General features: G+C 45.2%; 16 protein-coding genes. 12 read left to right on the plus strand and 4 right to left on the minus strand.

Annotated elements, in window-relative coordinates; genetic code table 11:
* The first annotated feature begins 4 nt into the window (after positions 1–4).
* Together A3EU_RS30720 and A3EU_RS0115990 are read left to right on the plus strand one after the other, a co-directional pair.
* Positions 5–2,656 carry a DUF5686 and carboxypeptidase regulatory-like domain-containing protein gene (locus tag A3EU_RS30720; RefSeq protein WP_020537196.1) on the plus strand — a complete coding sequence of 884 codons (2,652 nt, stop codon included), beginning with the start codon at positions 5–7 and terminating at the stop codon, positions 2,654–2,656.
* A gap of 496 nt (positions 2,657–3,152) precedes the next feature.
* Positions 3,153–3,860, plus strand: a complete 708-nt coding sequence (locus A3EU_RS0115990; protein WP_211213941.1) for an SGNH/GDSL hydrolase family protein — start codon at positions 3,153–3,155, stop codon at positions 3,858–3,860.
* 315 nt (positions 3,861–4,175) lie between these two features.
* On the opposite strand, the gene A3EU_RS30725 is transcribed toward A3EU_RS0115990, so the two are convergent.
* Positions 4,176–4,586 carry a MerC family mercury resistance protein gene (locus tag A3EU_RS30725; protein WP_083937446.1) on the minus strand — a complete coding sequence of 137 codons (411 nt, stop codon included), beginning with the start codon at positions 4,584–4,586 and terminating at the stop codon, positions 4,176–4,178.
* Positions 4,587–4,713: 127 nt separating this feature from the next.
* On the opposite strand from A3EU_RS30725, the gene A3EU_RS0116005 reads away from it, so the two are divergent.
* On the plus strand, positions 4,714–5,133 hold the full coding sequence (locus A3EU_RS0116005) for a Fur family transcriptional regulator (RefSeq protein ID WP_020537200.1): 420 nt from the start codon (positions 4,714–4,716) through the stop codon (positions 5,131–5,133).
* On the opposite strand, the gene A3EU_RS0116010 is transcribed toward A3EU_RS0116005, so the two are convergent.
* The 3 genes from A3EU_RS0116010 to A3EU_RS30730 all read right to left on the minus strand — a co-directional run bounded on the left by A3EU_RS0116010 (position 5,130) and on the right by A3EU_RS30730 (position 8,368).
* Positions 5,130–6,245 carry a DUF4837 family protein gene (locus tag A3EU_RS0116010; RefSeq protein WP_020537201.1) on the minus strand — a complete coding sequence of 372 codons (1,116 nt, stop codon included), beginning with the start codon at positions 6,243–6,245 and terminating at the stop codon, positions 5,130–5,132. The genes A3EU_RS0116005 and A3EU_RS0116010 overlap by 4 nt on opposite strands.
* A 238-nt stretch (positions 6,246–6,483) precedes the next feature.
* Positions 6,484–7,449: an AAA family ATPase gene (locus A3EU_RS0116015; protein WP_020537202.1), complete on the minus strand. Its 966-nt coding sequence runs from the start codon at positions 7,447–7,449 to the stop codon at positions 6,484–6,486.
* 154 nt (positions 7,450–7,603) lie between these two features.
* Positions 7,604–8,368, minus strand: a complete 765-nt coding sequence (locus A3EU_RS30730) for a M15 family metallopeptidase (protein ID WP_245569365.1) — start codon at positions 8,366–8,368, stop codon at positions 7,604–7,606.
* Between the two features lie 131 nt (positions 8,369–8,499).
* On the opposite strand from A3EU_RS30730, the gene A3EU_RS30735 reads away from it, so the two are divergent.
* The 9 genes from A3EU_RS30735 (at position 8,500) to rsgA (ending at position 22,027) form a co-directional block, all read left to right on the plus strand.
* On the plus strand, positions 8,500–10,128 hold the full coding sequence (locus tag A3EU_RS30735; protein ID WP_020537204.1) for an ArnT family glycosyltransferase: 1,629 nt from the start codon (positions 8,500–8,502) through the stop codon (positions 10,126–10,128).
* Between the two features lie 34 nt (positions 10,129–10,162).
* The gene (locus tag A3EU_RS30740) at positions 10,163–11,950 is read left to right on the plus strand and encodes a CocE/NonD family hydrolase (protein WP_020537205.1); all 1,788 of its coding nucleotides are present in this window, start codon (positions 10,163–10,165) and stop codon (positions 11,948–11,950) included.
* Positions 11,951–11,987: 37 nt separating this feature from the next.
* A complete protein-coding gene (locus A3EU_RS0116035; protein ID WP_020537206.1) occupies positions 11,988–12,713 on the plus strand; it encodes a hypothetical protein in 726 nt (241 codons plus the stop codon).
* 420 nt (positions 12,714–13,133) lie between these two features.
* Positions 13,134–16,475 (plus strand): isoleucine--tRNA ligase, encoded by a 3,342-nt coding sequence (gene ileS / locus A3EU_RS0116040; RefSeq protein WP_020537207.1) that lies wholly within the window; start codon positions 13,134–13,136, stop codon positions 16,473–16,475.
* Positions 16,476–16,695: 220 nt separating this feature from the next.
* A complete protein-coding gene (locus tag A3EU_RS0116045; protein ID WP_020537208.1) occupies positions 16,696–18,093 on the plus strand; it encodes a vWA domain-containing protein in 1,398 nt (465 codons plus the stop codon).
* A 244-nt stretch (positions 18,094–18,337) separates the two neighbouring features.
* The gene (locus A3EU_RS0116050) at positions 18,338–18,796 is read left to right on the plus strand and encodes an NUDIX domain-containing protein (protein ID WP_020537209.1); all 459 of its coding nucleotides are present in this window, start codon (positions 18,338–18,340) and stop codon (positions 18,794–18,796) included.
* Between the two features lie 79 nt (positions 18,797–18,875).
* Complete coding sequence (locus A3EU_RS0116055; RefSeq protein ID WP_020537210.1) at positions 18,876–20,093, plus strand: metal-dependent hydrolase; 1,218 nt, start codon at positions 18,876–18,878, stop codon at positions 20,091–20,093.
* 76 nt (positions 20,094–20,169) lie between these two features.
* Positions 20,170–20,937: an alpha/beta fold hydrolase gene (locus tag A3EU_RS0116060; protein ID WP_020537211.1), complete on the plus strand. Its 768-nt coding sequence runs from the start codon at positions 20,170–20,172 to the stop codon at positions 20,935–20,937.
* A 22-nt stretch (positions 20,938–20,959) separates the two neighbouring features.
* Entirely contained in the window at positions 20,960–22,027 is a 1,068-nt protein-coding gene (rsgA, locus tag A3EU_RS0116065; RefSeq protein WP_020537212.1) for a ribosome small subunit-dependent GTPase A, read from the plus strand.
* The last annotated feature ends 88 nt before the right edge of the window (positions 22,028–22,115 follow it).

The following is a 22,115-nucleotide window of genomic DNA, read 5'->3' on the forward strand; positions in this document are numbered from 1 at the left end:
ATTCATGCGTAAGTTTACAACCCTATTGTTTCTCACCCTTATCGTCAGTAGCATTTATGCCGCTGGTGGAATAAAAGGGTTTATCCGCAACGCAGCCGGAGAGCCACTTGAGTTTGCCACGATTTATATTGACGAACTTGGTTCGGGCACCGTCACCAATATCGAGGGCTATTATGAATTTCGAATGCTGCCTGGTGATTACCGCGTAGTATTTCAGCATTTGGGGCACGAAACGCAGGTGCAACGCGTGAGTATTGGGCAAAACATGAAAGAGCTAAATATTCAGCTGGTTGCTCAAACTTTCGAGTTGGATGCGGTAGAGATTATTGATGGAGGGGAAGACCCTGCGTATACCGTCATGCGAAAAGCCATTGCAAAAGCAGATTTCCATCGCCAGCAGGTAGATTATTACGAAGCCAGGGTTTACATCAAGGGCTCTGGCCGATTGCTCAACACCCCTGGCATAGCACGACGAATGCTAGAAAAAGAAGGCGTAAAAGCCGACTCAACAACAGCTTTCACCTCGGAATCTGTCTCCCTTATTGAGTACGAGCGCCCCAATACCTTTCGCGAAAAGGTTATATCAGTAAACACCCAAGGAGAAGACAATGGCTCTAGCCCCAACGGTTATATTTACGGTAGTTTTTATGAGCCTGATGTGGCACAGGCGGTATCTCCACTTTCTACCAAAGCTTTTGGCTATTACAAGTTTGAACTTGCCGGATATTTTAATGACCGTGGTTTTAATGTCAATAAAATCAAAGTCACTCCACGTAGTCGCGGCGATAATGTTTTCTCGGGCTACATCTATATTATTGAAGATTTATGGGGCATCCACAGTTTGGAGCTTGAAGTTTACAAACTAGGTATTCGCTTTGATATCAAACAAGTATACGCCCCTGTGGAAGAGAGTGTATGGCTACCAGTGAGCCATAAGTTTTTAGTGACTGGTAAAATTTTCGGCTTTGGTTTTGATTACCGCTACCTAGCCTCTGTCAGTGACTATAAAGTAAGGATCAATCCTGATCTGGATGTAGATTTTCAGGTGATTGATGAAAAAATTGACCGCGAACTGGCCCGCACGGCAGAAGCCCGCCAAAAAGATCGACAAGACCTGGCAAGTATTGACGAAAAACTAAACAGCGGCGAGGAACTGAGTCGAAAAGACCTTCGCCGGATGATGCGGGAGTACGAAAAAGAAGAACAACAAGAACAGGAAGAACCCGAAGTTGTATCTAACTATTCTCAAGTGATTGACTCCCTCGCCACCAAGCGTGACTCTAGCTATTGGGCTGTTATTCGCCCTATTCCGCTTACCAAGGCGGAAGTACGTGGTTATGAAGTACAGGATTCGATAACCGTTGCCGCAAAAGTTGCCGAAGAAGAGGCTGCTGATGGCGTCAAGAACGCCGGTAAGAAGAAAAACAAATTTCCGATTTTCAATATCATCAGTGGTACCAACCTTAAGCTAGGCGAAGGTAAACTCATCCATTATGATGGCCTACACAATGCCGGATTCAACCCCGTAGAAGGTTATTGGCTGGAAACCCGGCTACGTTACACCCAGCGCGGTGAAAGTAATCGCTTTCAGTTGGCACTAACACCACGCTATGGCTTTTCGTGGGATCGCCTGACTTGGGACAGCGATGCTGATTACCGCTTTGGGCCAGATCACAGCCGCAATTTGCTCCGATTGAGCGGTGGTCGCATGGTCACCCAATACAACGAACCACGGCCCGTGAACCAGTTGTTCAATACTTTTTACGCGCTACTAGGGGAACGCAACTACGTAAATATTTACGAGAAAAAATTCATGGGTGCCAACTGGCGGAAAAACTGGCGCGAAACGGCCAAGGCCAGCGTAATGGTAGAGTGGGCTGACCGTCGTACCCTCCAAAACACAACTGGCCAAACTTGGATCAACTCCGAAAGTAGAGTATACGCAGACAATGTACCTTTGATTTTGGAAGCTCCAATCTTGGTCCCACAAACCGAGAAGGCAGCAACGCTGGACCTTTCATTCACCCTCAATCCTTGGCAAAAATACAGCATTAGAAATGGCAATCGTTCTGCGGTAGAGGGCTCCTCGCCTAGTTTTACACTCAACTACCGCCAAGGCATCCCTGACCTCAATGAAAGTATTACCGATTACCAAAGGGTAGGGCTTACTTACCGGCATACCATCCGCCCTGGCGCCCGTGGTAAAATTGACCTCAAGTTAGACATGGGGCTTTATGTAAACAACGACTACGTAGGCCTGGCCGATTACCAGCACTTTGCAGGCAACCAGATGATTTTTACAACTGCTGACCCTGTGGGAGCGTTTCGCTTATTGCCCTACTACACCTATAGCACCAGCGATCGTTGGTTGGCTGCTCATGCCCACTACCAATTTCGCCGCTTTTTGCTAACTCAAATTTGGGAAATACAAATGACGGGGGCTAGAGAAAACTTTTTCGTCAACTATCTCAACACTCCTGAAAGCAATCACTATACCGAGGTCGGTTACAGCATCGACAACATCTTGCGCTTCCTGCGGGTAGAGGCTATTGTTGGCTTCCAGGATGGTAAATATCAAGATTGGGGTATCAGGATTGGCGTGGCCTCTAATATTTTTGGCAGTTTCGCTACGGTGGATGTGGAGACGAATGATTAAGTTAAAGTGAGATTTGCCTTTTGAGTTCCTAAGAAGCAAAGGGCATAAGGCAAATCTCACTGTATCAAGTACGAGGTAAAGGGTATAGAGATTTTGATAACCCTAAATGGATGTTATACCAAGTGCCATCTATTGGCAGGAAAAAAATGAACGATTCCTTATTAGATTCCGACATTTAGTTGACATTTTCACAAGGTACTTCTAAGACCTCGGCAGAGGTCTCACGTTGGTAGCTACAACATTTACAAGATTACTCCGACCTCGGAGAGCGTCGTACAAATACCTGATTTTTTAAGTCCGCCTATATCGGACAAATGATTAAATCGTTTGTATTGACTTTCATTCACGAGATACTTCCAGAGGAAGGATACATAGCGACGTCGGATTAATAAGTGTCAGATATTAATCCGACGTCGCATAGGAATACATTTTTACAATGAGGCATTGTAAACAATCCTCTTGACTTTAGCTTTAAATGTATAACCAATTCATTACCATGCGATATCTCTTCCTCCTTGTTGTCACTATACTAATCGGAACTTGTAACACCAATGAGGTAGCTAAACCGCAGGGGCCTTTTCCGCCGCTGCCCGGAGCAACTACGCCGATCAGTTACCTGGCGCTGGGGGATTCTTACACGATTGGAGAATCTGTAGCCGAAAGGGAGCGCTACCCCAAGCAGCTGGCTGATAGTTTGGCGCCATTTGGCATTGAGCTCTCTCCGGTAGATATTGTTGCCCGTACGGGTTGGACGACAGATGAATTGGCGGATGGCATTGCAGTGCGTGATGATCTCCAAACCACGTATGATCTGGTCACGCTGCTGATTGGGGTAAATAACCAATATAGGAACCGGCCCATTGGACCTTACGAGGAAGAATTTCGGTCATTGCTGGAGCAGGCCATAGAATTTGCGGCAGGCGACCTGACGAGGGTTTTCGTGATTTCGATACCTGATTATGCCTTTACCCCTTTCGGAAATGGCAACCCCACGATCAGTGAAGGTATTGACGCTTACAACGCGGTCAACAAAGCTATTGCAGAAACTTATGGGGTGCGGTACTTTGATATTACACCGATTTCCAGAGAGGGCTTAAGCATGCCCTCATTGGTAGCTAGTGATGGCCTTCACCCTTCTGGTGCACAGTATGCGCGTTGGGTGAGTTTAATGTTACCGACCGTAAAAGAGGAATTGGAAGATTAGGGGTTGGCGAATAATAACTTCCTCCCTTTAATACTGATCTTTCGTCGCTGAACTTCGTTACTCATCACTTGCGTAGCTTTGGCTATGCTCGTTCTTCGCGCCTTGTTCAACAACCAAATCTCTAGCCTAAAATGGGTAACTTACTATTAGCCATCCTTAACACGCAAGGCAGCGCCTGGAGTGCGAGGCCCGGAGGGACTAAGGACAAGGGACAGCAGTGGTACCGAAGGTAAGAACGGATGGCCTGGTGCCGATCCCGACTGCATCAGTCGGGAGAAGGCATGGCCCCAAAAGCGAAACAACTCTTTTCTTGAATTACTCGTGAATCAGTTCATAAGCAGAAGACGGAGTAGGAGCTTGGTCATGGTTGTGAAGTAAGCGCCAGTTGATGTAGTGAGCATAAGCAATCAGTACCCCACCAATAGCGGCAACGAAATGGCCAACGACATGCTCTAACAGGTGAACACCAAGGATAATGATGAATCCGATGGCGGCAATGATCAAAGGGCGCTTGTTGTGGTGGTGAGGCAATGACCCGAGTAAAGACCAACTTGCGAGAACCAGTGTGCTCAAAATAAAAGTCCACTCTACCAGCGGGCTTTCCAACCAGCTGAGGCCGCCTACCAAACCGAAAGACAATATCAAAGGCATGAGCAAACAATGTATTGCACAGAGAAAAGAGGCGGAGAAGCCCATTATATCTAAATAAGAACGAATTAGTCGCATAGTTAAGCCTAACCTGTTAGATTATTCACAAAGATAGACAAATGCAACAATATTGCAAGTTAAAAGGTTTTATGAAAGTAGACAAGATGCATAAATTTATTTTTTCGGCTTTGGTTATCTTTGTAAAATGAATCAAACAATTGTTGAATTACTACAACGACACGAACTTCGCAAGACAGCTATGCGAGGGGAGGTGCTGAAGATTTTTCTGGAAGCGGGAAAGCAGGCCATTACGCATCCAGAATTGGAGCAGCGACTACCTGATGCTGACCGGATAACGCTGTATCGAACACTAAAGGCATTTGAAGACAAGGGGCTTATCCACCAGGTGGTAGACAGCGGAAACGCTACAAAATATGCGCTTTGTAATGATGCTTGTACCGAGCACCGACACCATGATGAGCATGCGCATTTTCATTGTAATGACTGTGGGAAGACCATCTGCCTGGATAGTATTACAACAAGCACCATCCAGGTACCTAGAGGTTTCAAAGTTCAGCAAACCCACTTGGTCCTGGAGGGCACTTGTAATAACTGTGAAAATTAGTACTGCGCAGTATTAAGAATATAATCCAACTGCTGCATCAAATCTCTTTTTTCTTTTCCTGGAGCATGCACGAAGGCATCCATAAAGAGTAGCTCTTCCTTGTTGGGGTCGTAGATGAGGTAGCTCACAAATGCTCCCCCCATAAAGTCATTGACGATATCCCAAATACCGCGGGCTTCCAGTGCGTAATCACCATTGACTCTCGTGGTCTCCACGATCAAAGGAAGATCCACGTCATTGATTCGCATATAGGTGTCGGGTAGGGTAGAAGACACATAGGCCTTGCCCATCTCATTGCGGATGGCTTTGATTCCTTCTCTGGACAACTGAGACTGATCAGTGTAAGGAACCTTTTGCAAAATAATATTACTGCTGGCTTCGGAAGTTTCCCGGCGTAGCCAAACGATATCACTTTCTTTCATTGCAGGCTTAAACTCCTCTGGTATGCGCATTTTCACGCCCATAAGGGCACTGATTTCACTGGCTAAGCCGACATTTTCGCCGTTGAAGAAAGCGGTAGCATCGATAATTTTCTCATCAGCTTGATGCAAACGCTTAGCCACAGCAGAAAAGCTATTGATAATATTATCGACCAACTTATCAGCTGAATTACCGTAAAGGTAGACGATGGTTTGCCCTTTTGCCCATTTGTTGCGGGCCACAGAATTGCCATAGCCGTTCTCGGCAGTCGTAGAGCTAATTTTTTCCGTACCTACATCCCGACGAATCAAGGCGGAGGTTTCAGAGCTCTGGTCGGCTAAGTCGCCAACAATGATGTAAGTCCGCAATTCTTTCCGCAGCGGATCCTTACGCAAATCTTCCAGTGTAATATGCCGAAGATCGAAGATGGGTTCGGGCTGAGGCAAAATAGGGTAGGCTGCACCGTAATAATACCGGATACTGTCTCCAAGCGGGCCATCCCAAACGTCCTGATCACACAGTACGTTGATACGATTGATTTTACCAAAAGCAATTTTATCCGCCTCGAAGCTTTTCTGAACAGCCTCTGGGGCACAAGAAAAAACATTCAATACGAGGAAGCTAAAGACAAGTATATAGGAGACTACTTGTCCGACAAAATGGTCGGCTCTAGGCTTATTTATTCTTTGCATGTTCGTTATTAATCTTTGATAACTGGATAGATGAAAGAAACGCCACTTTTGGCGTACTACTTTCTTTAGAGCTTGTTTGGTAAAGATATACCTAAATTAAAAAACCCGGTCGAAAGCACCGGGTTAGTTTATTGGTTATCCACTTGACCAACATAATCAAATTAATAGCCTGCCAATGGTAAAACTCTCCACTAGCAGGCTATTTCACTTGTCTCTTTTAGTACAACAAGTACTTTATCTATAGCAAATGTGTGATCACATCTTCTTCGGTGACGCCTTCTGCTTCTGCTTTGTAATTGCGTACGATACGGTGGCGCAACACGTAGTTGGCAATGGCCTGTACATCCGACTTGTCTGGCGAGTACTTGCCACTGATAGCGGCATGACACTTAGCACCTAAAACCAAGTATTGAGAAGCACGTGGGCCGGCACCCCAACTGATGTAGTTGTTAACCTCTGCCGTTGCACGATCTGTACCGGGGCGAGTTTTTGATGCCAAACCTACAGCATATTCCAATACGTTATCGGCAATAGGAATCTTTCGTACCAATTGCTGAAACTCCATAATCTGAAGCGCGCTCAGGATATGCTTCAACTCTGTAACCTTCTTGCCTGTCGTAGCTTTCACTACCGCAATTTCTTCTTCGTAAGAAGGGTAGGTGAGCGGAATATTGAACATAAAACGGTCCAACTGCGCTTCTGGCAGCGGGTAAGTACCTTCTTGCTCAATAGGGTTCTGTGTAGCCAATACAAAAAATGGTGCTGGTAATGGATGGCGCACCCCTGCTACAGTAACTGAACGCTCCTGCATGGCTTCCAATAAAGCAGCCTGTGTTTTAGGCGGCGTACGGTTAATTTCATCCGCAAGGACGATATTTGAAAACAGCGGCCCTTTATTAAACTTAAAGTGGCGGTCTTCATCCAGGATTTCCGAACCGGTAATATCACTCGGCATTAAATCCGGTGTAAACTGGATACGCTTGAAATCGAGGTCAAGCACTTCGGCGATGGTACTTACCAACAAGGTTTTTGCTAAACCTGGTACCCCCACCAATAAGCTGTGGCCGTTACTGAAGAGGGAAATAATTACGGTCTTCACCACTTCATCCTGCCCTACAATTACTTTACCTATTTCGGTTTTCAACGCTTGGTAAGCGCGGGCAAGGGCGTCTACCGCTTCTACATCTGATTTATACTCCGCCATGGGGTTAATACATTATTTTTATACGCTCACTTAGTATTCTAGCTAAAAGAGGACGCAAGTTGCTAAATTTATCGAAGATAGTCAAATGCTTGACTGCAATGTATACGTATCTCGTTAGGAATGGTTCAAAAGACAGAACGTGATTAACTAGCGCTTATTCCTCTGGGCATTTCCATTCTGCATCTGCCAGCTCATATTTTTCCTCTCTAAAATTGTAATGCCACCATTCGCTACGAATGGGCGAAAAGCCATATTTCCCTAACAAGGTCTTTAGTTTTATGCGATTTTTGAGTACCTCTTCCGGAAAGTCGGTGTAGGTATGATTGGCCTTGGGGCCGAAGAAATCAAAATCTGTACCCATCGCTAATTCCTCTCCTTTTAAGGTAACAATAGTAAGATCTACCGCTCCACCCCGGTTATGAATAGAGCCCTTTCGGGGGTCGGCGACATAGCCGGGCTGGGGAAAGATTTCCCAAAGTTTCCATTGTACATCACGCGGACGGTAGCAGTCGTACATTTTCAAGCCTAAGCCTTCGGCTTGCAGCTCTTGATGAGCAGCTATCACTGCCCGTGCAGCTGCGGGGCGCAAGAAGCACCTTGGGCAATCGTACATCACCTGACCGACAAAATTATTTTCAGTGGCGTAACGCAAATCCAACTGAATGGTGCTGTCTAGATAGATCAATTCCAGCCACTGGGTGGTATCATAATCAAAGGTATCGGGAGCGGGTGGCGGTGGTGGCTTTACGACAGTATCCAATTGAGCCACCTCCATGATCTTCGCTTTCGTCGTTTCGGCTTGATCACTTTCGGCAGGCGATGCCTCGCAAGCGGCGACCAAACCTCCTGTACTCAATAGGGCTAAAAGCATCCACTGCCGCAATGTGTTTTTAAATAAGAAGGTGTTTGGCTGCTCCATAAATTAGTCTGCTCTATGGTAGGGTTGTAAATTGATTGCTCTTGAATCCGTACTTTTGTACCTAGTATCGCGCAAAAAACAAATGGGGCATTCGTTTTTGTGCTGTTCCTCATCCAAAGATACGTAAAGAAGTGCAACTACCTCGCTGGCTATTCTGGTCCATCCTGCTACTTATTCCTGTAGCATTTCTCCTTAATCTAGGCGTACAGCCCTTTATCGACGATGAAGGCAATCGCTCAGTGGTGGCACTGGAAATGCTCTGGAGTGGCAACTACATTACCCCGACTTTACACGGTGATTATTATTATAACAAGCCCCCGCTTTGGAACTGGATACTGGCCTTGTCTTTTTATCTGCACGGAGGAGCAAGTGAGTGGGCAGCGCGCCTGCCCATGGTACTTTGCTTACTAGGGTTTGCAGCTACGGTATACCGTGTTTGTCGCCGGCATATGAGTTTTGAGCGGTCTTTTCTGGTGGCCTTACTCTTACTTACCTGCGGCCGCATTCTTTTCTGGGAATCGCTTTTGGGCTTGATCGACATTTGTTTTTCCTGGGTAACTTTTGGCCTCATTATGGTCATCTATCATCAGGGAGAGCGAGAACGCTGGAATCGAATGTTTCTGCTTTCCTACCTGCTAATGGTTGTGGCTTTTATGCTAAAAGGGTTGCCTGCGATTGTTTTTCAAGGATTGACACTGATAACTTACCTCATTTTAAAAAAGGAATGGAAACGGTTATTCTCGCTCTCGCATATCGGCAGTGGACTTTTAGCGGTAGGAATATTGGCTGTTTATTACCTCGCTTACAACCAGTATAACAGCTTGGAAAATGTTTTCCAGGCCCTTTTTGTAGAATCAGGTAAGCGTACTGCCGTTGCTTACGGTTGGGGAGACACGATCAAGCACGTCCTTAATTTCCCGGTAGAGTTATTCTACCATTTTCTCCCATGGACTTTACTTTTATATTTATTGGTAAAAAAGAAAAACAGAGAACGCTTACAAGGCTATTTCTTCCTGAGGTTTTGTTTTTATGCACTGTTCGTCAACCTGGCCGTTTATTGGCTTTCGCCGAATTTTTACCCTCGCTATATTTTGATGCTCTTGCCACTGGGCTTTATCCTGCTGGTCAAAATGATCCCCCCAGCTACCGCCGAGCGCGATAACTGGGATAAGGTATTTTACATCCTTGGCGGTGTTTTCATTTTTGCTTTAGCGGGCGGAGCCTTGGCTACTTTGTTTGTAAAAGACACCCAAGCCATCCCAAATCTTTACCTAAAGGGGATCAGTGCTTTTTTGCCATTAGCTGGCTTGCTTTATTATTACTGGAAAAAGCCCTCCTCTCAATTTTTTATTCTTGCCGCTGCGTTTATTGTCTTTAGGGTTGGTTTCGACTTGCTAGCCCTCCCTCCCCGAGCGATGGGCGGACGGGGGCAAAACCTCGAAAATTCGTCCGTCGCTTTTGCTAACCGCTGGCAGGATCGCGAACTGAAAGTCTTTAACGAGACGCACATGGAGCCTGCCAATTCGTACCATATTGAAAAAACAATGAACCGGATCATACCCAGGGTATATAGCGAATTTGACACTACTACTTACTACATCTATAATGCGCAGCAGTATGATCCCACCTTATTCCGTAATCAGGTAGATTCCTTTATGGTTCGTCATTCGTCCTATCCAAACTATTACGTGGGACAATTGCGTACGGTTGATCCCAAGGAAATTGAGCGGTTGACGGTGGGGGAAAGGCCGGGGTTTTAGGGATATATGTTAACATCCAAATAATTCATTGAAAATGAAGCACCTGCAACTTATTTTCACCATTCTCCTTGTTTCAGTCTATCAACCAGGTTGCCATCAGGCTGCTAAAGCCGACGTTTCTTTTGGCGCCTCAGCGTCTTATTATGTTCCGGCGGTCAATGGAACAAAGTTGGCCGTTGATGTATACTTTCCGGAAGGAGATAAAACCAGAAAATTACCAGCACTTATAGAATTGACAAGGTATTGGCGATCTACAGAAGATCCTCAAACCGGCGCTTCGACACCAGCACTGCGCCAGCGAGACAGTATCTTCTTAACCAATGATTATATTTTGGTCAAAGTTGATGTCAGAGGAACCGGTGCTTCTTACGGCAGAAGACCAGGGGAATACACCCCTACTGAAGTGCAGGATGCCAAATATATAGTCGATTGGATCGTCAACCAGCCCTGGTCAGATGGCAGTGTTGGTGCTTACGGAACGTCATATTCAGGAACTACCGCAGAATTATTATGTGCCACGGGCCACGAAGCAGTTAAAGCAGTCATTCCCGGTTGGTCAGATTTTGACATTTATGAAAGTCCAGGCAGGCCTTACGGAATGCTTGCCACTAGCTTTATTGCCGAATGGAGTAAGGTCGTCCATTGGTTGGACAATAACGCTACAGATGTTTTACAGACAAGCGTTAGACGGGTTACGGCCACCTTTCCGGAAGAAGCAATTGCTGAGCATCAAGATAATCCCGATGTGTTAGAGGCGGCAAAAGATGCAAAATATAAAGACTCAAAGTTTGGCGATTTCACCCACGAAGAGTGCTCTCCAATTCATTGGCAGAAAGAGATTTCTGAATCACAGGTACCTATGCTAGTCCTAGCGAGTTGGATGGATGCGGGTACAGCAGAGGGTGCTTTATTAAGGTTACAAAATTTTCCCAATCCACAAAAAGTAGTCTTAATGCCTACTGCTCACGGAGGAGGATCACATGCAAGCCCGTTTATTGTTTCGGATAAAGCAATCGATCCCGTTCCTTCTGTCGCGGAGCAGCTTCAACTGCAATTGGATTTTTTTGATCATTATTTGAAAGTCAAAGGGGAGGAGGTTGATGACTGGCCAACCGTAAAATATTACAACTTTGGCGAAGAAGCATTCAAAACAACTGATAGTTGGCCTCCTCAGGGACAATCACGCGTTAAATACTTTTTGGCTAAAAACGGAAAGCTAGCGACGTCACCATCCAACGAACCTAAAGGTATCGATGAATACCGGGTCGACTTTTCTGTTTCAACAGGAAATAACAACAGGTGGTCAACACAAATGGGCAAACCTGTTTTAAATCTTGATAATCGGAATGCTGTCGATTCCATGATGCTAACATATACAACGGACCCCTTCAAGAAAGATCTGCAAATTACGGGAACTCCAGCGATAACCCTGCAGCTATCTTCTACCCATCAAGAGGGTGCCATTTTTGTTTATCTGGAAGACATTGATCCCAACGGAAAGAGCCGCTATATCACGGAGGGCGGACTACTGCTTGAACATCGTAAAATATCCCAAAACCCGATGTCCGATCATGTTCCTTATCATTCCTTTTATCTACTCGATGCAGCACCAATGCCGATGAATAAAGTGGAAGAAATCACGTTCAAATTGTGGCCAACTTCCGTACTTATGAAAAAAGGGCATTCCTTGAGAATCGCAATTGCAGGCTCCGACAAAGACACCTTTGATCGAGCACCAAAGGAGGGCACTCCGGTTTACAAGGTCCACCGAAGTAAGGCTTATGTTTCGTTTATTGATTTGCCGGTTCTAAAGGATTTTTAAACTTGAAGCGCTTACACTCCTATATAAAAGTAAACCCATGAAATCAATTGTAATATTATGGAATGCCCTCTCACATATCCACATAAACCCTGTAAAAACTGCTATTCTAACAGGTATTTTTGCAATCATTTCCCTTCCTTCACAAGGTTCTGCCCAAACAAAAGTAATAACAGGCTATTGGGGTGTAAATCAATATAGTCATTGGTACAAAAACGAGCAATTTACTTACAGAACATATGTGGAAGATAATTCTGGAACAGGAGTAATAAGTCTTGCTTTATTGAAGGCACATGAAAAGAAAAGACGAAGTGTAGAGTTGTCCGTTTTAAGGAGAACACTCACTGTGAGCACGTACGCTGGAGGCCTTGCGGGTGGGATAAGTCACGAAATCAACATGGACTTAACTTATATGAATCTCTCAGGATTTGTTGGTCGTAGGCTTACTAAAACGATGCCTCTTTATTTTGACATGGGTGGTTATCTAGGGGTTCCGTTGGCCAGAACTGTAGTAGATAATTATAACATTTCGACTCCTACAAATAATAGCAGAGGAACCAATTATGATCCCAATGAGTACTTGAATAAACTAGAATTTGGAATTATTATAAAGGCTGGATTCCAATTTATGGTAAGTGATAAAATTGCGATTTCTACAGCATTAAGACTTAATTGTGGCATCGGGGGGAAAGAAAGCTTTAACCATGTAGCTTTTGATCAAATGGCGATGATTGGAGTAGGCTACATTCTGACAAAACAACAGTGATTCAGAAAATAAGCAATGAAGCAAGCGTACTCGATACTGAAGCAACATATTCCAGGTCAAGCGTACCTAGTTTTACCAACTGAAAGGAACGACCGCTCATTTATTTCTTGCCCCATCTCCAAAAAACACCTATATTCGCCACATGCAACAGCAAAGTATAATTATTAGCATTATTATCATCAGTTCGCCCGGCGATCTGTAGGTGCTAATTTTTGCTATACAAAAAGCTCCGACAGATGGCCTCTGTCGGAGCTTTTTGTTTTGTACTTTTGCACATTCATTGAAAATTAACCTTCTCTGATTTTTTTGTGGTCAAGCTAAAGCAACAATCGTAAGTGACTGACAAGGAACGTGATTTTTGTTTTCGCTTGACTCCAAACACAAAAAAGATCAGAGAATCTAAACATCCGTACGCTACCGATGTACAAGTCGTATAAACAGCTGAACTTACCGGAAATCGATCAGGAGATCCTCCAATTTTGGGAGAACGAAAAAATCTTTGATCGATCTATCCAGGAGCGCGATCCAGAGAAGACTTACGTTTTTTATGAAGGCCCTCCTTCTGCCAACGGCCTACCTGGTATTCACCACGTGATGGCCCGTGCGATCAAAGACATTTTCTGTCGCTTTCATACCCTGCAAGGGGAGCGCGTTGACCGCAAAGGTGGCTGGGACACGCATGGTTTGCCTATCGAACTGAGTGTAGAGAAAGAATTAGGCATCACCAAAGACGACATTGGTAAGAAAATTTCAGTCGACGAGTACAACCAGAAGTGTCGCGAAACAGTGATGCGCTACAAGGACATCTGGGATGACCTGACCCGCAAGATGGGCTATTGGGTAGACCTGGATAATCCTTATATCACCTACGAGAACAGCTATATCGAATCGGTATGGTTCCTTTTGCAGCGCTTGCACCGCAAGGGCTTGATGTACAAAGGGTATACCATTCAGCCATTTTCTCCTGCTGCGGGTACGGGCCTAAGTTCGCACGAACTAAACATGCCAGGTGCCTACAAGGAAATTCGTGACACCTCGGCGGTTGCTCAGTTTAAAGTAAAAGATACCGACAACGAGTATATCGTAGCGTGGACGACTACGCCTTGGACACTCCCGTCAAATACAGCACTTGCTGTAGGCAAAAAGATTCCTTACGTGAAGGTCAGTACCTTCAACCGCTATACACAGGAACCGATCTTCGTGACACTCGCGAAGGATAGGCTGAATGCTTATTTCTCAGAAGCTAAGCCCGACATGACGGCAGCTGATGCCGTTCCTGGCAACAAGCCTTACCCTTATATCGAAATCGTAGCCGAAATGACCGGCGCTGAGTTGGCAGGTACTCGCTACGAGCAACTGATGCCTTACGTTAAGCCCGAAGGTGACGCTTTTCGCGTGATTGTTGGTGACTTCGTGAGCACCGAAGATGGTACCGGTATCGTGCACATTGCACCAACCTTCGGTGCAGATGATATGCGCGTGGCTAAGGAAAATGACATCCCTGCCTTGTTGGTGAAAGATGAGTTTGACAACCCTATGCCACTGGTTGATCGCCAAGGTAAATTTGTGGCAGAAGTCACCGATTTTGCCGGTCGCTACGTAAAGGATTATGGCCAGAAAGAAGATCGCCCAACAGATGTTGACATCGTAATCAAACTGAAGGAAGAGAATAAACTTTTCCATTCTGAGAAATACCTGCACTCGTACCCACACTGTTGGCGTACAGATCGCCCAGTATTGTACTACCCACTTGATAGTTGGTTTGTGCGTGCCAGCGATTACAAAGAGCGCATGTCTGAACTCAACAAGACCATCAACTGGAAGCCTACCAGTACTGGTGAAGGTCGTTTCGGAAAGTGGTTGGAGAACCTACAAGATTGGAACCTGAGTCGTTCTCGCTTTTGGGGAATTCCGCTACCGATCTGGCGGACCGAAGACGGGAAGCAAGAGTTATGTATTGGCTCTATTCCCGAACTCACCCGTGAGGTAGAGAAAGCCAATAAAGCATTGGGCTTGAACCAGGAAGTACCTAAAGACCTTCACCGCCCCTACATTGATGATGTTGTACTGGTAAGTGAAGACGGGCAAGCTATGAAGCGCGAGCTGGACCTGATCGACGTATGGTTCGATTCTGGCTCCATGCCTTACGCCCAATGGGGACTTGACTACGAGAAACTGGCCGCCGGCGACGAGCAGCCTTTCAACGCTCCTTTTGGGCAAAGCTACCCTGCCAATTTTATCGCCGAAGGTGTTGATCAAACCCGTGGTTGGTTCTATACGCTACATGCGATTGCCGTGATGGCTTATGATACCGTTTCGTTCAAAAACGTCGTCTCCAACGGACTCGTACTGGACAAGAACGGCCAGAAAATGTCGAAGCGACTCGGCAATGCTGCCGATCCATTTAAAACATTGGAGCAGTACGGCGCAGATGCTACCCGCTGGTACATGATGGCTAACAGCGACCCTTGGGACAACCTCAAGTTTGATCTGGAAGGCATTGAAGAAGTGCGCCGTAAACTATTCGGTACGCTCTTTAATACTTATAGCTTCTTCACGCTTTACGCGAATATCGATAAATGGCAGCCACAAGCGGGGCAAAGTATCCCGGTGGCAGATCGTCCTGAGATCGACCGTTGGGTTATTTCAAAACTCAACAGTCTCTCGAAGGAGGTTCAAGAGCAGTTTTCTGCCTACGAGCCTACTCGTGCCTGTCGTGCCGTCGAACGCTTTGTAGACGAACACTTGAGCAACTGGTATGTACGCCTTTGTCGCCGTCGTTTCTGGAAAGGAGAAATGAATGCCGACAAGCAAGCCGCCTACGAGACCTTGTACGAATGCCTTGTAACTACGGCCCAGTTGATGTCGCCAGTAGCACCATTCTTTAGTGACTGGTTGTACCGCAACCTTACAGAAGGCGTAAAAGATGACGCCAAAAAGGAAGGTTCTCGCCTACAGTTTGATTCAGTACACTTGAGTTTATTGGAGCCTGCCAACGAATCCTTGATTGACCTTGGCCTGGAGGAGCGAATGGATTATGCCCAGCGTATTTCCAGCCTTGTACTTAGTATCCGTAAAAAGGATATGATCCGGGTACGGCAGCCGCTACAAAAGATTTTACTGCCGGTACTTGATGCCGGTTTCGAACGCCAGGTAGAAGAGGTGAAAGACCTCATTTTAGCTGAAGTTAATGTGAAGGAAATAGCTTATTTGCGCGATGATGAAGAAGGCTTCCTCAAAAAGCGGATCAAGCCCAACTTCAAGACCCTTGGTAAGCGACTGGGTAAAAACATGAAGGCCGCCGCACAGGCGATCAACCAATTCAACCAGGACGATATTGCAGCCCTCGAAAAATCAGGAACCTATACTTTAGTCGTAGGAGATGAGAACTTCGAGTTGACAATGGAAGATTTCGAAATCACCACCGAGGATATCCCCGGCTGGAAAGTAGCCACCGATGGCAGCTTAACCGTCGCCTTAGATTTGACGCTCACTGATCTTCTGGAAGACGAAGGTATGGCACGAGAGCTGGTCAATCGCATTCAGAATATCCGCAAGGATAAGAACTTTGAAGTAATGGACCGCATCACAGTAGTCATCAGCGAAGACCCAACCATTGCGCGTGCTGTGACCAACTTTGGCGACTTGATCAAAGGAGAAGTACTGGCCGACGAGCTAAGTATTGGTACTCCAAATGGGGGAGAAGCGATAGAATTGCCTGGAGAATTGCAGGCTACGATTGAAGTGAATAAGCGATCTTAAGATTAGGTCGTAGTTATTCTTTCTAAGTACAGACATAAAGTGTTGCCGCCTTGCGTTTGAGGAACAGCACGAAAACAAAGTGTGTTTTTGTTTTTCATAATAGATAAATAAGCGCTTCATTTAAAGCGTTTTAACTATTTGAAAAACTTAAGAAAAAATACACTTTGTTTTCTGCACAATACTATGTGCGGCAACACTTTCCTCTAACCTGACGATCCCCATGAAACGATTGTTACTCCTATTCCTGCTTTTCCTTTTCACCCAGGCGGCAATGGCTGGTGGTGGAAAGGAAGCTTATCGCAATTACTTCCTGGGGTCGTACTATTTTTCGGAAGGCAACTACAGTCGGGCTGAAAATCATTTGAGAAAAGCATATCAGTTACATCCTAATCAATATAATTTTGCGCTGGCCTACGCCTTGTCTTTGGGGCAACAGCAAAAAACAGACGATGCGCTAGAAGTACTAGGCAATGGTAAAACCATGCTTAGCCCTCGGCACCCAGATTATGTACACTTGGCCAGTTTGCAGCATTTTGTCGCCGGGATGATCAATCTCTACGGCCTACGCTATGGCAAAGCTATTGCCCCCTTAAATCGAGCGATTGAATTACAAACAGAATTACCGTATCCAGAGGAGCGCTCTATCATGCTCAATGCCCTCGGATACGCACAGGTGATGAACCAAGGAAAAGGTGCTGCAGCTCACGCCGACCTGGCCCCACACTACCACGTACACCGAAGAGATTTAGAACGGGGTATGGTCAGTTTTCTTGCTGCTTATCGCGCTGATGTACAGAATAGACAAGCCGCTGAGAATTATCAACGCCTGATAGACACCCTCGGTATTGCTACTGAATTCATTGTAGAGGATAGTATTCAAAATCGCGAAGACCGGCAACTAAAAACCTACGAATACACCAGCCTTCCTGCCAATGTGCAGCCACTCCTTGAATTTGTAGACTACGACGAGGTCGTCTTTCTACTAGACATTTCAGGGAGCATGGTCATGGAAGAAGTCAGCTGTATTGGAGAAGATCGCTTTGATGTGATGCGTGAAACAGCTCAGCTACTACTCGAAACTTTTTCTGATGAAACCCAGGTAGGCATTGGTACTATCGGCGGAGACTGCGGTACCGTACCGCGCCTGTGGCACCCTGCCGGAGAACTGAGTCGTAAAGACATGGGCTATGCCTTACAATTCCTGGTACCGGACGGAACGACCCCTTTATTGACGATTCTTCAAGAAACGCCAACCCTTTTCACCGACAACCCCAACACTTCCAAAGCGCTTATCTTCATCAGTGATGGCGAAAATGTGTGTCGCCTGCCTGGCGTAGATATCTGTGAGTGGACCAATAGCCTGGCCAGCCAGAAAATCACTATCAATATCATGACTTTCCTCGGGGCAAGCTTAGACAATACCAATGCTTTCGCAGAATATACTTGCCTTACGGAAAACACCTTTGGCCGACTCCTCTACATGGATGGCAACCGCTGCCGGCTGGAAGAATACCGCTTTGATCTTGTGAAAGCCTGTCGATTTGATCTCCCTGAACTCCGGAGAGTCGATTGCTGGGGGGCTGCGACGGAGAATTTGTGGGCGATTTTTCCGGAGTAAGTATTTTTTTCACCACCAAAGGCACCAGGTTTTTTTTTGAACCATATCAGGAAATATAAGGGATTATAAGGGTGGCATATTCAAGGTGAACTCACTTAGTCATATAGAGTTTTTAGTGTATTAATAAATAGAAAAACATACATAGAACCGCCAGAAAAACGTAATTACACAGCACCTCTTGGAATCTTTTTTAACATTACCTTGTTCGCCTACATTTCATCGTGTATCATTAAAAGCCCGAACTATGCGTATCCGTAACTCAGTCAAAGCAATTATCATCCAAGATGGAAAACTCCTTTGCAATAAAAACGAGGACAAACGTGGTATTTTCCACTGTGTTCCTGGTGGTGGGCAAGAGTACCAAGAAAGTCTGGAAGAGGCTGTGGTTCGTGAGTGCTGGGAAGAAGCCAGTGTGCAAGTAGAGGTAGGGGAGTTGCTGTTTGTTAGAGATTATATCGGGCTCAATCACCCTGGGCAGGCCCGCCTGCGGCACGTCCATCAGGTTGAGTTTTTCTTTCGCTGCCATTTGGCGCCAGGCTCCGAGCCTAAGATGGGAACGGGAGCTGATCGTTACCAAATTGGTGTAAGTTGGGTACCGCTAGAAGAGCTTGCAGAGGCTAAGTTTTACCCTCTGGATATGATCCAATGGCTGTTTGACCTGGATCATCCCAAACGGCCTGTTTATCTGGGGGACATGGACTAAAAAATTACAGTAACCTAGTCCTTCAACTTACGGCGTGCTTTTGGTGTTGTACCATCGTTCTTCACATCCAACATCATTCATGGATAGTCTTACACAAATCACACTGGGCGCCGCAGTAGGCGAAGTTGTACTAGGCAAAAAAGCCGGCAACCGAGCTATGCTCTGGGGCGCAATAGCGGGTACTTTTCCTGACCTTGATATCTTCGCCAACTTCGTTACCGACCAAGTTAGTGCGCTAGCCTATCATCGCGCATTCACGCATTCTATTCTTTTTTCTGTTGTGATTCCACTGGGAATGGGGTTGTTGGTACACCGACTATACGGAGGTAAAGAAGGAAAATGGCCGAAAAATGAGAAGGTCTCTCTATTTGCGGGATGGGCCTTTTTCTTCCTTGCTGTATTAATCGGCAGCTCGTTGATGCCGCTAGAAATAAATAATATCGGCAGTATCGCCTTGGTCGTAAGCTTGGCGATGATTGCGTTCCCTTTGGTTATTTACTTTCGTGAAAAAAGGCGCAAGACACCTTCCGTCAATAAAAACCCTGGTTGGTGGCTTTGGACACAACTTTTTTTCTGGGCTATCCTTACCCACCCTTTACTGGATGCTTGTACGACGTACGGCACCCAATTATTTGAGCCTTTCAGCACCATCAGAATCGCATGGAACGTGGTATCTGTCGCTGACCCACTTTATACTCTTCCATTTTTGGTTTGTCTTATTTTGGCCAGCAGGCAAATACGCGGCAGCAAAAAGCGGCAGCGTTACAATTGGGCGGGGATCATTATCAGTAGCGCTTACCTCCTGCTATGCACCAGCTTTTTTTGGTATGCAAATCAACGCATGGAAGCTACCCTGGAGAAAGAAAACATCACTGCTACGCGACACGTGGTTGGGCCAACGATTCTTAACAGTCTCCTCTGGCAGGGTACGGCCGAAACGCCTACCAGTTTTTATATGGGGCAGTACTCCTTGCTTGATAAAGCACCGTTTTTTAAACTAAAAGAGGTTCCTAAAAACCATCAACTGGTCAAAGACCACTGGGATGATCGCGATGTAAATATTCTGCGTTGGTTTTCCGATGGTTACTTTAATGTAGAACAAGAAAATGATTCTACCTTTAGGATGAATGATCTCCGCTACGGACAGATTGATGTTCCAGGAAAACGGCCACAGCATATTTTCTATTTCCTCCTGCAGGAAAAGGCCGGGCAATTACAAGCCGTTCATGTTCAACAGGGGCCTGAAGACCGGGAAGCAAGTATGTCCGGGTTGTGGGAACGGATAATGGGACAATAGTTTTTGGACGGACTATTCTGTAGGAATGCCTTCGGTAAAGTCCAGTCTACGTTTTTTTTGACACAGATTAATAACGATGCAACTTAACTATAAAACTTTTGGCCAAGGGCCACCACTGCTTATACTCCACGGACTTTTTGGAACACTAGACAATTGGCAGACACTGGCCAAGCGCTGGGCGGGGCATTACACCGTCTTTATCATCGACCAAAGAAATCACGGGCGTTCCCCTCACATGGATGCGCATTCTTATCCGCTTATGGCGGAAGACTTAAAGGCATTTATGGAAGCAAACTGGATGTATGAGGCAAACCTGCTGGGGCATTCGATGGGAGGAAAAACAGCCATGCAGTTTGCCACTCATTTTCCAGATATGGTCAATAAGCTTATTGTGGTTGACATTGCTCCGAAGAAGTATCCCGGTGGGCACGAAACCATTGTAGAAGCGCTCAATGATTTGAATTTAGCAACCATTGAAGATCGTAAACAAGCTGACAGTATACTCGCAGAGCGTATTGCCGATTTCGGTGTACGTCAGTTTTTACTAAAAAATCTTACACGCAACAAGGAAGGCGGCTACCGTTGGAAAATGAACCTGCCCATCCTTACGCGTGATTATGAGGCCATACTCGAGAACATTACTGCGGACGAAAATTTTGATGGCCCAACTTTATTTATCCGAGGAGCTGCGTCCAATTATATTGATGATACCGACCTTCCTCTTTTACAAAAAAACTTTCCTGCTGCTGAATTGAAGTCTGTCGCAGACGCGGGGCATTGGGTTCATGCTCAAAAACCAGAGGAACTTTTTCAACTGGTCAGTACCTTTTTAGAAGAACAATAAGTATTGTACAGAATACAAGAAAATGACGCTTGAAGACTTAGGGTATACTACAAGTTTAGAAAATTATCGAACAGAGAATAACCTCTCTTCATTTGAAGTAGGTCGAGTAATTAGTGAACACAAAGAAAGGTATATCGTAAAAACTATTTCAAAAGAATACGAAGCAGAAATAATAGGCCATTTAAGGTTTACAGCACAAGAAAGGTCAGATTTCCCAGCGGTAGGTGATTGGGTTGCCATTTCAGAATATGATGATGATAAAGTATTAATTCATCATGTTTTTCCCAGAAAGACGATCATTGAAAGGCAAGCTGTAGGAAAGCATGGAGAAAAGCAAATTATCGCTACTAATATTGATTATGGCTTTTTAGTACAAGCAGTAGACAGAGATTTTAACATTAATAGACTTGAAAGGTATCTAACTATTTGCCATACATCACACGTGGAACCCATCATTATATTAAACAAAATAGACTTAATAGAGAAGGGCACACTAGAAGACTTGGAAAAACAAGTCAAAGAAAGAATTGAAAATATTCCTCTAATATCAATAAGTAATGAAACCCAACTGGGTATAGATAAACTTCGAGGGCTAATAGAAAAGGGAAAGACTTATTGTTTACTAGGCTCCTCCGGAGTTGGAAAATCGAGCCTTTTGAATAATTTGGCAGGCGAAGATTTGATGAAAACCAACTTGATTAGTGAAAGTACAAACAGAGGGCGCCATATCACCAGTCATCGAGAAATGATGGTTCTCAAGGATGGTGGAATTGTTATAGACAACCCGGGAATGCGGGAAATAGGAATAGCTGATGCAGAAGTTGGGTTGGAAATCACATTTGAAAGAATTACCAATTTGTCTAAACAATGCAAATTTAAAGATTGTACTCATACTGTAGAGCTTGATTGTGCTATACTAGACGCAATAGAAAAAGGTGAAATTGATAGTAACTTATATCAGAATTATCAAAAAATGGTACGAGAAAGAGAGCACTACGAAGCAACGGTGGCAGAAAAAAGGAAGAAAGATAAAGATTTTGGAAAAATGATAAAACATTTTAAAAAATCCAGAAAATCAAATAAATACTGAGGACGTGCAAAAGTTATGTGATCAGGACTTCCGTTCATCGTCCACACCTCTTACCTAAACGTTCACAGCAATACTAGTGTCAATTTAT

Source organism: Lewinella cohaerens DSM 23179 (assembly GCF_000379805.1).
In the GTDB taxonomy this organism is placed as follows: Bacteria; Bacteroidota; Bacteroidia; order Chitinophagales; family Saprospiraceae; genus Lewinella; species Lewinella cohaerens.